14 protein-coding genes and 1 tRNA gene are annotated in these 13,621 nt (G+C 65.6%); 11 read left to right on the top strand and 4 right to left on the bottom strand.

The window, feature by feature from the left end; translation table 11 throughout:
- Nucleotides 1-21 precede the first annotated feature (21 nt).
- Nucleotides 22-669 carry a lytic transglycosylase domain-containing protein gene (locus LK12_RS04985; RefSeq protein WP_039280450.1) on the bottom strand — a complete coding sequence of 216 codons (648 nt, stop codon included), beginning with the start codon at nt 667-669 and terminating at the stop codon, nt 22-24.
- Between the two features lie 174 nt (nt 670-843).
- Nucleotides 844-918 (bottom strand) — tRNA-Thr (locus tag LK12_RS04980).
- Between the two features lie 106 nt (nt 919-1,024).
- Between LK12_RS04980 and LK12_RS24880 the strand changes: the two genes are divergently transcribed.
- From LK12_RS24880 to LK12_RS04940, 9 genes are all read left to right on the top strand, one after another.
- The gene (locus LK12_RS24880; protein ID WP_197063473.1) at nt 1,025-1,183 is read left to right on the top strand and encodes a hypothetical protein; all 159 of its coding nucleotides are present in this window, start codon (nt 1,025-1,027) and stop codon (nt 1,181-1,183) included.
- 69 nt (nt 1,184-1,252) lie between these two features.
- Nucleotides 1,253-1,939, top strand: a complete 687-nt coding sequence (gpmA, locus tag LK12_RS04975; RefSeq protein WP_039280447.1) for a 2,3-diphosphoglycerate-dependent phosphoglycerate mutase — start codon at nt 1,253-1,255, stop codon at nt 1,937-1,939.
- A gap of 1 nt (nt 1,940) precedes the next feature.
- Entirely contained in the window at nt 1,941-2,432 is a 492-nt protein-coding gene (gene purE / locus LK12_RS04970) for a 5-(carboxyamino)imidazole ribonucleotide mutase (protein WP_039280445.1), read from the top strand.
- Between the two features lie 7 nt (nt 2,433-2,439).
- On the top strand, nt 2,440-3,498 hold the full coding sequence (locus LK12_RS04965; RefSeq protein WP_039281442.1) for a 5-(carboxyamino)imidazole ribonucleotide synthase: 1,059 nt from the start codon (nt 2,440-2,442) through the stop codon (nt 3,496-3,498).
- A 13-nt stretch (nt 3,499-3,511) separates the two neighbouring features.
- Complete coding sequence (locus LK12_RS04960; RefSeq protein WP_039280442.1) at nt 3,512-3,997, top strand: dihydrofolate reductase; 486 nt, start codon at nt 3,512-3,514, stop codon at nt 3,995-3,997.
- A gap of 11 nt (nt 3,998-4,008) precedes the next feature.
- Complete coding sequence (locus tag LK12_RS04955; protein WP_197063472.1) at nt 4,009-4,941, top strand: bifunctional riboflavin kinase/FAD synthetase; 933 nt, start codon at nt 4,009-4,011, stop codon at nt 4,939-4,941.
- A 95-nt stretch (nt 4,942-5,036) separates the two neighbouring features.
- The gene (ileS, locus tag LK12_RS04950) at nt 5,037-7,841 is read left to right on the top strand and encodes an isoleucine--tRNA ligase (RefSeq protein ID WP_039280440.1); all 2,805 of its coding nucleotides are present in this window, start codon (nt 5,037-5,039) and stop codon (nt 7,839-7,841) included.
- The gene (lspA, locus tag LK12_RS04945; protein WP_197063471.1) at nt 7,838-8,356 is read left to right on the top strand and encodes a signal peptidase II; all 519 of its coding nucleotides are present in this window, start codon (nt 7,838-7,840) and stop codon (nt 8,354-8,356) included. The genes ileS and lspA overlap by 4 nt, the downstream gene beginning before the upstream one ends.
- A gap of 4 nt (nt 8,357-8,360) precedes the next feature.
- Nucleotides 8,361-8,777: a DUF3035 domain-containing protein gene (locus tag LK12_RS04940; protein ID WP_039281434.1), complete on the top strand. Its 417-nt coding sequence runs from the start codon at nt 8,361-8,363 to the stop codon at nt 8,775-8,777.
- A gap of 91 nt (nt 8,778-8,868) precedes the next feature.
- Here LK12_RS04940 and LK12_RS04935 read toward each other — a convergent pair whose 3' ends face one another.
- Nucleotides 8,869-10,221, bottom strand: a complete 1,353-nt coding sequence (locus tag LK12_RS04935) for a hemolysin family protein (protein ID WP_039280437.1) — start codon at nt 10,219-10,221, stop codon at nt 8,869-8,871.
- Between the two features lie 194 nt (nt 10,222-10,415).
- On the opposite strand from LK12_RS04935, the gene LK12_RS04930 reads away from it, so the two are divergent.
- The gene (locus LK12_RS04930; RefSeq protein WP_039280435.1) at nt 10,416-11,090 is read left to right on the top strand and encodes an OmpA family protein; all 675 of its coding nucleotides are present in this window, start codon (nt 10,416-10,418) and stop codon (nt 11,088-11,090) included.
- A gap of 103 nt (nt 11,091-11,193) precedes the next feature.
- Here the strand turns inward: LK12_RS04930 and LK12_RS04925 are convergent, their stop codons facing one another.
- Nucleotides 11,194-11,988, bottom strand: a complete 795-nt coding sequence (locus LK12_RS04925; RefSeq protein ID WP_039280432.1) for a 3'(2'),5'-bisphosphate nucleotidase CysQ — start codon at nt 11,986-11,988, stop codon at nt 11,194-11,196.
- Nucleotides 11,989-12,148: 160 nt separating this feature from the next.
- On the opposite strand from LK12_RS04925, the gene sucC reads away from it, so the two are divergent.
- Nucleotides 12,149-13,348 (top strand): ADP-forming succinate--CoA ligase subunit beta, encoded by a 1,200-nt coding sequence (sucC, locus tag LK12_RS04920; protein ID WP_039281432.1) that lies wholly within the window; start codon nt 12,149-12,151, stop codon nt 13,346-13,348.
- Nucleotides 13,349-13,621: the final 273 nt, after the last annotated feature.

Here is a 13,621-nt window from a genome sequence, read left to right as displayed (position 1 = left end):
CGGGCAGTCCGTCTCGACGGACTACTGCCGGACCGAATCCGTCAGCCGGGCCATGATCGCGGCGACGTACTGCTTCGTTTCACGGATATCGGGTATCCCGCCGGCCTTCTCCACTCGCGCCGGACCGGCGTTGTAGGCAGCCAGCGCCTTTTCGACGTCCCCGCCGAACGCGTCGAGCTGCATGCGCAGATACCGCGCGCCGCCTTCGAGATTGGCCATCGGATCGCCGGCGTCGACGCCCATCTCCACGGCCGTTCCGGGCATGAGCTGGGCCAGGCCGCGCGCGCCTGCCGGCGAAACGGCCCGTTCGTTCCAGCGGCTTTCCTGCCAGACGACCGCTTCGAGCAAGGCGGGGCTGATATCGTATTTCGCAGCCAGCTGCGCGACGCGGGCCCGCCAGCGGACCGGACCGGCGGCATCGCGCGCTTCGGTGATCGACTGCGGGTGCACCCGGGAATCGACCGCGAGCGGCGCGTCCTGGACGCTGTCCGTGTCACCGACGCCGATCATGTCCACTTCGGAATCCAGCGCTTCCGGTCCCGGCGGCGGGCCGCCGGCAATCCACTGGGCGCCCGAATCGCCGATCTGCATAACGTCGGCCACAGCCGCTGCCGGCGCGCCGAGCAGCGCACCTGCCAAAGCCACGGAGATCACACCGCGCACATTCAACGATTCGACTCCCGCACCACCTGCCCTGACACCTACCGCATAGGCGCCCGGGCGCTCAAGCGGCAAACATCGCCCCCCTTGGCCGCGAACCATGACAATGACGTGTCAAAGCCATGCACCCACGTCAGCCGAAGGCCGCGATCGACGATACAGGACAAGGTTTAAGAAAAAGAATGGTGCTGCTGGGGAGGATTGAACTCCCGACCTCACCCTTACCAAGGGTGCGCTCTACCACTGAGCTACAGCAGCGCCGTCGTCCCGGGTCTTGCCGGGGCAGGGGCGCGCTATTGTCCGCGCGGACTGCAATTGTCAAGCGCCGCTTGCGCTTTCCCGGCGCACGCGGCATGGCCGCGCCATGGAAGAAAACCCGGGCAAGCTCACGCGCGAAGAACGCCTTGCCGCCAAGCTGCGCGAAAACCTGCGCCGCCGCAAGGCACAGGCCCGCGCGCTTTCCTCGCAAACCGACGACGATATCGAAGCGGGCAGGCTTTCCAAACCGCGCTCGGAAAGCTAGGGGCTGCGGCCTGACAATCGCGACCCGCCGCGCCCGACGCGGCCCCGCAAGCCAACAGGGAGCCCTGCCTTGCCTCGTCTGATTCTTCTGCGCCACGGCCAGAGCCAGTGGAACCTCGAGAACCGTTTCACCGGCTGGTGGGACGTCGACGTGACCGAGAAGGGCGAGGCGGAAGCCCGCGCAGCCGGCGCCCTGCTCAAGGAAAAGGGCATGTTGCCCTCCGTCGCCTTCACGTCGGTGCAGACCCGCGCGATCAAGACGCTGCATCTCGCGCTGGAGGAGGCCGGCGTCCTGTGGATCCCCGAAACCAAGGACTGGCGCCTCAACGAGCGGCACTACGGCGGCCTCACCGGCCTCGACAAGGCGGAGACCGCGGCCAAGCACGGCGACGAGCAGGTCAAGATCTGGCGGCGCAGCTTCGACACGCCGCCCCCGGTTCTCGAGCGCGGCAGCGAATTCGATCTTTCCGACGACCCGCGCTATGCCGGCATCGACGTGCCGCAGACCGAGAGCCTCAAGGATACCATCGCGCGCGTCCTGCCCTACTACGAAGGCTCGATCGTGCCGCACCTCAAGGCCGGGGCCACGGTGCTGGTGGCCGCGCACGGCAACTCGCTGCGGGCGCTCGTGAAGCATCTTTCGGGCATTTCCGACGACGAAATCACCGGCCTCGAGATCCCGACCGGGCAGCCGATCATCTACGACCTGGATGAAGAGCTGACGGTGCTCGACCGCTATTACCTGTCGGAGCGTTGAGATGGGTGAAGCGGGTACCCCGCCGGTCGCGATCATCATGGGCAGCCAATCGGACTGGCCGACCATGCAGCGCGCCGCCGCAATGCTCGACAAGCTGAACGTGGCCTACGATGCGCGCATCGTCTCCGCCCACCGCACGCCCGACCGGCTGGTGGAATTCGCCAGGGGTGCGGCGGACGAAGGCTTCAAGGTCGTCATCGCCGGTGCTGGTGGCGCCGCGCACCTGCCCGGCATGGTGGCGTCGATGACGCATCTGCCGGTGCTTGGCGTGCCGGTGCAGTCCAAGGCGCTCTCTGGCCAGGACAGCCTGCTGTCGATCGTGCAGATGCCGGCCGGCATTCCGGTGGGCACGCTGGCCATCGGCGAGGCGGGCGCGGCCAATGCCGGGCTGCTCGCGGCCGCCATCCTCGCCACCTCCGACGAGGCGCTGGCCGAACGCCTGCAGGCCTTCCGCGCCGAGCAGACCGCCAGTGTCGCCGAGCGGCCATCCTGACACGCCGATGATCGCACCGGGAGAGACAATCGGCATCCTCGGCGGCGGCCAGCTCGGCCGGATGATCGCCATGGCCGCGGCGCAGCTCGGCTACCGCTGCCACATCTATGCGCCCGAGGCCGAATCGATCGCCGCCGAAGTCTCCGCCGCATTCACCAGTGCGGACTGGGACGATAGCGAGGCCATGGCCGCCTTCGCGGCGGACTGCGCGGTGGTGACCTACGAGTTCGAGAACGTCCCGGTAGGGCCGCTCTCGGCGCTTGGCACCGTGCCGGCGCACCCGCATCCCCGTGCGCTCGAGATCGCGCAGGACCGGCTAAGCGAGAAGCGTTTCGTCAGCGACCTGGGGGGCACGCCAGCGCCGTTCGCGCCCGTCGATACCCTCCAGGACCTGCAGGATGCCGTCGCCGAAATCGGTACGCCCGGCATCCTCAAGACCCGCCGCGACGGCTACGACGGCAAGGGCCAGTGGCGGATCGGCCGGCCCGAGGACGCGGCTGCGCTCGACCTGCCGGCCAAGCCGCTGATCTACGAAGGCTTCGTGACCTTCTTCGCCGAGTTCTCGGTGATCCTGTGCCGCGGCGCCGATGGCGATATCCGCTTCTTCGATTCGGCGCACAACGTCCACGAAGGCGGCATCCTCGCCCTCAGCAGCGTGCCCGCCCCGGCACCCGTTGTCGAGCAGGTTCCCGCTGCCCGCGCCCTGGCCGCGAAAGTGGCCGAGGCCCTCGATTACGTCGGCGTTCTCACGCTGGAATACTTCGCAACGCAGGACGGGCCGGTGTTCAACGAGATGGCGCCGCGCGTGCACAATTCGGGCCACTGGACCATCGAGGGGGCCGTCACCAGCCAGTTCGAAAACCACGTCCGCGCCATCTGCGGGCTGCCGCTGGGAGAAACCCGCCTCGCTGCCAGGGCCGTCGAAATGCGCAACCTGATCGGCGACGAAGCCCACGACTGGCCCGCCATCCTGTCCGACCCGGCCAACCATCTGCATCTCTATGGCAAGGCCGCCGCGCGCCCCGGGCGCAAGATGGGCCACGTCACCCGGCTGACGCTGGACTGAGGCGGCCGCGCAAGTGACGCAGGAGCTGTTCTTCATCTACGCGCGCGCCGCCAATGGCGTGATCGGCCGCGACGGCACCCTGCCCTGGCGCCTTTCCGCGGACCTCAAGCACTTCAAGGCCAAGACCATGGGCAAGCCGATGGTCATGGGCCGCAAGACCTTCGACAGCTTCCCGTCCCCGCTGCCCGGTCGCCGTCACATCGTCCTGACGCGTGATCGCGACTGGCAGGCGCAGGGGGCGGAAGTGGCCCATTCGCCCGAAGAGGCGCTCGCCCTTGCCGGCGACGGTGAAATTGCAGTGATCGGCGGTGCGGAGATCTATGCCCTGTTCTTCCCGCGTGCCCAGCGCATCGAGCTCACCGAGATCCATGCCGACTACGAAGGCGATACCGTGATGCCCCCGCTCGGCCCGGAATGGCATGAGGTGACGCGCGAAGAGCATGCAGCGCAAGGCGAAGCGCCCGCTTACGCTTTCGTGACGCTGCGGCGAGCCTTATAGGCGCTGCGACCATGATTCGCCTCGACAACCTCCACCCGATCCCCGAATCGATGCGCGGCGCGATCGTCGCGCTGGGCAATTTCGACGGATTCCACCAGGGCCATCAGGCCGTTGTCGGCGAGGCGATCCGCTGGGCCCGCGCCGAGGGCCGTCGTGCCATCGTCGCCACCTTCGATCCGCATCCGGTGCGCCTGTTCCAGCCCGATGCCGCCCCCTTCCGGCTCACCACGCTCGATCAGCGCGAAGACCTGTTCGCCGCGGCCGGGGCGGACGCCATGCTGGTCCTCCACTTCGACCGCGCCATGGCAACGATGGGAGCGGCCGAATGGGTCGAGAAGGAACTGGTCGGCCACCTGGGCGCCGCTGGCGTCGTGACCGGCCAGGACTTCACCTTCGGCAAGGGCCGCAGCGGAAATCCGCAAATCCTGAGCGAAGTCGGCGCCCGTTTCGGACTTTCCGGCCGCACCGTCGGCCCGGTCAGCAATGCGGGGGAGATCGTCTCGTCCAGTCGCATCCGCGACGCGCTCAAGGTCGGCGACTGCGAGACGGCTGCTCGCCTGCTTACCCGGCCCTTCGCGATCCGCGGCCCTGTGCAGCACGGCGACAAGCTGGGGCGGCAGATCGGTTTTCCGACCGCCAACATGGACCTGGGCAGCTACCTGCGCCCGCACTACGGCGTCTATGCGGTGACTGCCCGCCTGCCCGACGGACGCGAACTGCCGGGTGCCGCAAATCTGGGCGTGCGCCCGCAGATCGACCCGCCCAAGGAATTGCTCGAACCGCATCTGTTCGACTTTTCAGAGGATCTCTACGGCCAGGAAATCGAAGTGGCCTTCCACCACTTCCTGCGGCCCGAGGGCAAGTTCGCATCGCTCGATGCCCTCAAGGCCCAGATCGGCGTCGACTGCGAACAGGCCCGCAATCTGCTTGCCGGCACGGCCTGAACAGGGATTTTACCGCATCCTGCCCCGGTAACGCGTGGTTGTACGCAAGTCGCACTCTTCCAACGTTAAGCCAATTGCTCTAACGCCCGCCGATCATGACCGAACAGCGCGACTATCGAAACACCGTCTTCCTGCCGAAGACCGATTTTCCCATGAAGGCCGGGCTCCCCCAGAAGGAACCGGGCATTCTTGCGCGCTGGCAGGATCAGGACATTTACCGCGCCATCCGCGAGGCCCGCGCCGGGCGCGAGAAGTTCATCCTCCACGACGGCCCGCCCTACGCCAACGGCGACATGCACATCGGCCATGCGCTCAACCACATCCTCAAGGACATGGTAGTGCGCAGCCAGACGCTGCTGGGCAAGGACGCACCCTATGTGCCCGGCTGGGACTGTCACGGCCTGCCCATCGAATGGAAGGTCGAGGAAGAATACCGCAAGAAGAAGAAGAACAAGGACGAAGTCCCGGCCGAGGAATTCCGTGCCGAGTGCCGCGCCTATGCCGCGCATTGGGTCGACGTGCAGCGCGAACAGCTCAAGCGGCTGGGCATCGGCGGCGACTGGGACCATCCCTACCTGACAATGGACTTCGATGCCGAGGCGACGATCGTTTCGGAACTGATGAAGTTCTCCGAAAGCGGCATGCTCTATCGCGGCGCCAAGCCGGTGATGTGGAGCCCGGTCGAGAAGACCGCGCTGGCCGAGGCCGAAGTCGAGTACGAGGACATCGTCTCGACGCAGATCGACGTCGGCTTCGAGATCGTCGAGTGCCCGGACGAGGATCTGCTGGGCGCGCAGCTGGTGATCTGGACTACCACGCCCTGGACGATCCCCGTCAATCAGGCGATCGCCTACGGCAAGCAGATCGACTACCACATGATCGAGATCGACGGTGCGCGGTATCTCGTTGCAGAACCGCTCGTCGAAGGTTTCGTGAAGCGGATGGGGCACGATAGCCACAAGCTGCACTTCTACATCAAGGGCGCCGGGCTCGAAGGCACCAGGGTGCGCCACCCGATGCACCGCCTCGGCGGCTTCTTCGCCGAGCTGCGTCCGCTGCTCGACGGCTCCAGCTTCGTCACTACCGAAAGCGGCACCGGCTTCGTCCACATGGCGCCCGACCACGGCGAGGACGACTTCGAACTGTGCAAGGCCCACGGGATCAATCCCAAGTTCGCCGTCGAGGGCGATGGCCGCTATCGCGAGGACTGGCTGTGGCTGGGCGGCCAGGGATCGGTGATCAATCCCAAGTTCAACGCACCCGACGGGCCGATCTGTTCCGACTTGCGCGAAGCCGGCGGCCTCTTGGCGGCATCGGCCGATTACCAGCACTCCTATCCGCACTCGTGGCGGTCGAAGGCCAAGGTGATCTACCGCTGCACGCCGCAATGGTTCGTGCCGATGGACAAGCCGATGACGGCCGGCGGCGGCTTCACGCTGCGCGAAACCGCGCAGAATGCACTTGCCGAAACCCGCTTCGTGCCGGCCAAGGGCCGCAACCGCATCGGCGCCATGGTTGATGGCCGCCCCGACTGGGTGCTCAGCCGCCAGCGCGCCTGGGGCGTGCCGATCACGATCTTCGTCAACCGCGAGACCGGTGAGTACCTCGCCGATCCGGAAGTCAACGCCCGCATCGTCGCAGGCATCCGCCAGGGCGGCGTCGATGCCTGGAACGACGAGCGCGCGCAGGAATACCTCGGCAACAGCTATAACGCCGAGGATTTCGAGCGCGTCACCGACATTCTCGACGTGTGGTTCGATTCCGGCTCGACCCATGCCTTCGTGCTCGAATCGGGCAAGTGGCCCGATCTGCTGCGCCCCGAAGGCTACAAGGGCCCGCACGCGGACCTCTACCTCGAAGGCTCCGACCAGCATCGCGGCTGGTTCCAGTCCTCGCTACTGGAAGCCTGCGCGACGCGCGGCCATGCCCCCTACAAGGCGGTTCTCACCCACGGCTTCACGATGGATGCCAAGGGCGAGAAGATGTCCAAGTCCAAGGGCAACACGGTCAGCCCGCTCAAGGTCATGGAGCAGTACGGTGCCGACATCATCCGCCTCTGGGCGCTGTCGGTAGACTTCACCGAGGACCATCGCATCGGCGACGAGATCCTGAAGGGCGTGGGCGATCAGTACCGCCGCCTGCGCAACACCTTCCGCTACATGCTCGGCGCCCTGGCCGGCTTCCGCGAAGACGAGCGCCTGCCGGTCGAGCAGATGCCCGAACTGGAGCGTTATGTGCTCTCGCTGCTCGGCGATGTCGATGTGGCCTTGCGCAAGGCGGTCGATGACTACGACTTCAACGACTACGTGCGCACCCTCGTCGATTTCTGCAACGAGGACCTCTCGGCCTTCTTCTTCGATATCCGCAAGGACTGCCTCTATTGCGACGGCCCCGGAGACGAGAAGCGCCGGGCCTATCGCACCGTGCTCGACATGCTGTTCCACGCCCTGGTGCGCTACGCCGCGCCCGTGCTGGTCTTCACCGCCGAGGAAACCTGGGGCACGCGCTATCCCGATGGCGGCAGTGTCCACCTGCTCGAATGGCCCGAGGTTCCCCAGGTAAGCGAAGGCAGCGAGAAGTGGGACGTCCTGCGTGCGCTGCGCGAGAAGGTCACCGAGACCATCGAGCCGCTGCGCCGCGAGAAGACGATCCGGTCCAGCCTCGAGGCCGAAGTCCAGGTCCCGGCAGCTGCCGTGCCCGAGGGCTTTTCGGACGCCGACCTGGCCGAGTTGTTCATCACCGCGACAGTCACGCGCGGGCAAGGCGAGATGGTAAACGTCACGCCCACGTCCCACCACAAGTGCGGCCGCTGCTGGCGCCACCTTCCGGAAGTGTCCGAGGATGGCGAACTGTGCGGCCGCTGCGAGGAAGTGGTGGGCGCCATGGAGGCCAATGCATGAACAACGCGGTGCGCAAACGCATCGCCGGTCTGCTGATCGCGGCGCTGATCTTCCTCGCCGACCAGGGCCTCAAATCCTGGCTCGTGGGGACCATTCACCTGCAGCAACGGCGCGTGATCGAGCTGCTGCCCTTCTTCAACTTGCGCTGGACCCAGAACTTCGGCGTATCGCTTGGTCTGTTCACCGCAGGCTCGCCCGAAGGCCGCTGGGCGTTGGTGGCAATGACCGCCGCGATCGCGCTGTTCGTCTTCGTGTGGATGATGCGCGAGCGCAAGATGGGCGATATCCTGGCACTAGCGCTCGTGCTGGGCGGCGCTGCCGGCAATATCCGCGATCGCGCCGAAGTCGGCTACGTCATCGACTATGCCGACCTGCATTTCGGGGAATGGCGCCCCTTCCTCATCTTTAATCTGGCCGACGCCGCGATTACCATCGGTGTCCTGATTATCCTTGCCCGATCCCTGCTTTCGCGCGAAAAGCCCGATGCGAAAACCGAACCCGCTCCGGAGAGTTGATTTGATGCCCATGAAAAAAACCGGCGCCCTTATTCTCGTCACGACAGGCGCGGTCCTGCTGTCCGCCTGCGGCAGCACGGGGCTTTTCAACCGCAACCGTCCCGACGAGTTCGCGGTGCAGCGCCAGTCGCCGCTGGTGGTCCCGCCCGACTTCTCGCTGACGCCGCCCAAGGAAGGCGAGCCCCGCCCGACCGATGGCAGCCTGCAGCAGCAGACCCTCGATGCCCTGTTCGGCGGCCCGCAGGCCCGCAGCGATATCGAGAAGACGACGCTGGGCATGGCCGGCACGGCCGATCCCGGCATCCGGTCCTCGGTGGGCGATCCGCAGACCTACACCGTGGCCAAGGGCCAGGTGACGCGCTCGATCCTCGCCGCGCCCGAAGGCGACGGCCGCGACGCGCAGACCTCGATCGGCGGCTGACCGCCTTTCCCGCCGAGGACAGAGAAAAGGGCCGGAGGAGACTCCGGCCCTTTCTTGTTGTGTCGCATGATCGCGAGCAGCCGGGCCGAAGTCAGCTGTCCCCGCTAACCCCGTCGCCGTCCTCGCTTTCCGCGCTTTCCGCGCTGAGCTCGACGAGTTCGACCAGCACCTTGTCGATCCGCAGGCCATCCATGTCGACGACTTCGAATCGCCACCCGTACTCGGTGAAGGCGTCGCCCTCTTTCGGGACCTTCTTGAGCACGGCCATGACGTAGCCGGCGACGGTCGCGAACTCGCGATCCTCGGGCAAGGTCACCTGCAGGCGATCCGCCATGGCATCGGCCGGCATGGCGCCCGAGATCAGCAAGGACCCGTTCTCGCGCTCGACCACCATCGGCTCGTCGCCCTCGTCCTGATGGCTGACGAACGAGCCTGCCAGCGCCGCCAGCACGTCCGAGGGGGTCACCAGCCCCTCGAGGTGGCCGTATTCGTCGTGAACGACCGCCATCGCGACTTCCGCCATCTGCAGCTTGCGCAGGGCGTCCATGGAATCGAGCTGGTCGGGAATGACTTCCGCCTTCTTCATCATCGCGCGGATATCGACCTCGCGCCCGGCGACGAGCGCGGCAAGCACTTCCTTGACCCGAAGGATACCGACCACATTGTCCGGCGAATCCTCGTCCGCGACGGGAAGCAGCGAGTGCGGCGAAGCATCGATCTTGGCGCGCAGGCCCGCCTCGTCGGCATCGATGTCGATCCAGTCGATCTGGTTGCGCGGCGTCATCAGCTCGCGCACCGGACGGTCGGCCAGGCGCATGACGCCGGTCATCATCGCCCGTTCCTCTTCCTCGATCACGCCGGAACGCGTCGCCTCGGCGAAGATCATGTGCAGTTCCTCGGCAGTCAACCGTTCCTGACCGCCGCCCCGGATAGACAACAGTCGCAGGATCAGGCCCGACGACTTGTCGAGCAGCCAGACGAACGGGGCCATCAGCCGCGCCATCCAGAGCATCGGCCGCGCCATCAGCACGGCGACCGGCTCGGCCATGCGCAGCGCCAGTTGCTTGGGCACCAGTTCCCCGATGACGAGGCTGCCGTAGGTCGTGGCGATGATTACCAGCGTGAAGCCGGCCTGGCTGGCAATACTGTCGGACAGGCCGAGCATTTCCAGCCGCTGCCCCACCGGCTCGCCCAGGCTCGCACCCGAATAGGCACCGGCGACGATACCGATTAGGGTGATGCCGATCTGCACGGTGGAGAGGAACTTGCCGGGATCGGCCGCCAGCTCGAGGGCCGTGCGCGCAGCGCCGCTGCCCTTGTCGGCCGAGACCTTGAGGCGGGCGGAACGCGCGGAGACAATGGCCAGTTCCGACATGGAGAACAGGCCGTTGAGCAGGATGAGTCCGGCGATGATGAGGAGGTCGGTCCAGGGAAAGGGCGTCACAATACGATGACCGCTAGCAGAGATTGCAGCATTCGCGAAGAGCCGGCTGCAATTGCCCTGTCACCCGGCCCGGCCATGATCAAAAGGGAACACAAGAACGCCATGTGTGTTTTGCCACCATCATCCATTCGCCATTCATGTTCACTTCCACACACATCAAGAACAAAGATCTTCAAAGAGGAAGGGCCAAAACAATGTTGAAATCGCGCCTGATCACGTCCGCGGCCGCCGCTATCTCGCTCGTTGCCGTCTCCGCTTGCGTCACCGACCCCAATACCGGCGAACGCAAGGTTTCCCGCACTGCCATCGGCGGCGTCGGCGGCGCGGGTCTGGGCTATCTGCTGGGCAGCGTCATCGGCGGCAAGACCGCGCGCATCGTCGGCGCCGGCATCGGCGGCGTCGCCGGCGGCGTGGTCGGCTACCAGATGGACAAGCAGATCAAGGAACTGAAGGAACAGACCGCCGGGTCGGGGGTCGATGTCAGCCAGGAAGGCGACGGCATTCTCGTCAATCTGCCCGACGTCACTTTCGCCGTCGATTCGACCGCGATCAGCCCCTCGTTCCAGGCCACGCTCGACAAGGTCGCGCAGTCGATGATCCAGTATCCCAACAGCCTGATCGACGTCTATGGCCACACCGATTCGACCGGCTCGGAAGCCTACAACATGGACCTGTCGAAGCGCCGTGCCGACTCGGTCGCGCGCTATCTGATCAGCCGCGGCGTTTCCTCCGCGCGCATCCAGACGCAGGGCATGGGCGAAAACTATCCGGTGGCGAGCAACGACACCGCCGAAGGCCGCGCACTCAACCGCCGCGTCGAAATCAAGATCACGCCGGTGACGACCGACGAGGCCAACGCCGCGCGTTAAGGTTTCCGCTCAAGCGGGATCGGGGAAGGGGTCGGATGCCGCAGGCGCCGATCCCTTCTGAACGATAGGAGGCGGTCCAAGGGCGCGTCTCGCCGCCCCCGGGTCAGGCAGAGATGCGCGCTGCGCGCTCCGATAGCCGTTCCACCGCCTGCCCGTGAATGCCGGTCGACGCGCAAAGCACGCCGAATGCCCGCGGATCGTGCTTGTTGTAGTTGAGCGGGCGGCCGAAGGCATCGGTCACCGTTGCCCCCGCCTCGCGCGCGATCAGTCCGGCTGCGGCAATATCCCATTCGAAGCCCCAACGCAGGGTGGCCAGCAGGTCCGCTTCATCTGCCGCGACCATTGCCATGCGCAGGGCAATGGAATTGGGCTGGTCGACGATTTCGAGATCGGCGTCCTCGGCGGCAAGCTTCTTGGCAGGCACGCGCGATCCGGCAAGCGATTCGCGGCGGCTCGCCATTAGCCGTCCGCCGTTGCGCCACGCCCCCTTGCCGGCTTCTCCCGACCAGAATTCGCCGCCTTCTTCGCGCCGGCGCGCGGGCGCGAAGAGATAGCCGAGCAGAGGCCTGCGCGTATTCACCAGGGCCACCGATATGGCCCAGCCGGTGCGACCGCCGATGAAATCGCGGGTGCCGTCGATCGGATCGACCAGCCAGACCAGCGAATCCTTCAGTCTCTCGCGGGCATCGACCGTCTCTTCGGACAGCCAGCCGGCGGCAGGCAAAAGCCGCCGCAACTCCTTCTTCAAAAAGGAATCCACTTCCAGGTCGACCGAACAGACCGGATTGCCGGGGGACTTCTCCCAATGATCCAGGGCATGGCCGTCGCCCGGCCAGCCCGCCAGCGCGATGCGCCCGGCTTCACGGACAATGGCTTCGAGTTTCTGGCGATCGATCATGGAGGGAATTCTTCTTCCGGTTTATTGGCGAGGGCCGCCCTATGAAATTGCGCAGGTCTCGGGACTTTTCAAGGACGCGGGGATGTGCTTATGCGGCGCTGCAAAAAATTCGGCACCCCGCGCCTTCCCCGAGGAAACTCCAGCAGAAAGCGATTCAGCGATGAACATTCACGAGTATCAGGCCAAGGAACTGCTTGCGAAGTATGGCGTGGGTATCCCCGCCGGCATCCCCGCCCTCACCGTCGAAGAGGCGGTCGCGGCCGCCAAGCAGCTTCCCGGTCCGCTCTATGTCGTGAAGGCCCAGATTCACGCCGGTGGCCGCGGCAAGGGCAAGTTCAAGGAACTCGGCCCCGATGCCAAGGGCGGCGTGCGCCTCGCCAAGTCGATCGAGGAAGTCGAGGCATTCGCCAAGGAGATGCTCGGCAACACCCTCGTCACCATCCAGACCGGCGAAGCGGGCAAGCAGGTGAACCGCCTCTACGTGACCGACGGCGTCGACATCGACAAGGAATACTACCTGTCGATGCTGGTTGACCGCGCGACCGGCCGCCTCGCCATGGTCGTCTCGACCGAAGGCGGCATGGACATCGAGGAAGTCGCCCACAGCACGCCCGAGAAGATCACCACCATCACGATCGACCCGGCCGAAGGCTTCAAGCCGCACCATGGTCGTGCCGTGGCTTTCGCGCTCAAGCTGACCGGCGACCTCAACAAGCAGGCCCAGAAGCTGGCCGGCCAGCTCTACGAAGCGTTCGTGGCGATGGACTGCGACATGCTCGAGATCAACCCGCTGGTCGAAAGCAAGGGCGGTGAGCTTCTCGTGCTCGACACCAAGATGAGCTTCGATTCGAATGCGCTGTTCCGCCACCCCGACATCTTCGCCCTGCGCGACGAGACCGAGGAAGATCCCGCCGAGATCGAAGCCAGCAAGTACGACCTCGCCTACATCAAGCTCGATGGCGACATCGGCTGCATGGTGAACGGCGCCGGCCTGGCCATGGCGACGATGGACATCATCAAGCTCAACGGCTCCTTCCCCGCCAACTTCCTCGACGTGGGCGGCGGCGCCAACAAGGAAAAGGTCACCGCGGCGTTCAAGATCATTCTCAAGGATCCCAACGTGAAGGGTATCCTCGTGAACATCTTCGGCGGCATCATGAAGTGCGACGTCATTGCCGAGGGCATCGTCGCCGCGGCCAAGGACGTGAACCTCTCGGTTCCGCTGGTGGTCCGCCTCGAAGGCACCAATGTCCAGCAGGGCAAGGACATCCTCGCCAATTCGGGCCTGCCGATCGTGGCGGCCAACGATCTGGGCGATGCCGCGCAGAAGATCGTCGCCGAAGTCAAGAAGGCGGCCTGATTCGATCAGGACGCGACAAGGCGCACTGATGAAACGACACGCGGCGGGGGCAAACACCCTCGCCGTTTGTTTATCGTTTCGGTCCGGCGATGAACCGGGCCACGATGACTCCGCCATCGCTTTTTGCAGGGCTTGACGTTACGCCTCGAGAACGCAATAGCGACCCCGACCGAATTTAATCGCGCGGTTAAATTGTTGCCGCGCCGCCAGTGAGAGGACTGATCGCAATGAAAATCCTCGTGCCCGTGAAGCGGGTGATCGATTATAACGTGA

This window comes from Novosphingobium malaysiense (genome assembly GCF_000802225.1).
Taxonomy (GTDB): Bacteria; Pseudomonadota; Alphaproteobacteria; order Sphingomonadales; family Sphingomonadaceae; genus Novosphingobium; species Novosphingobium malaysiense.
The sequence above is the reverse complement of the archived record's forward strand: the minus strand, read 5'-3'. Positions and strand labels throughout refer to the sequence as shown.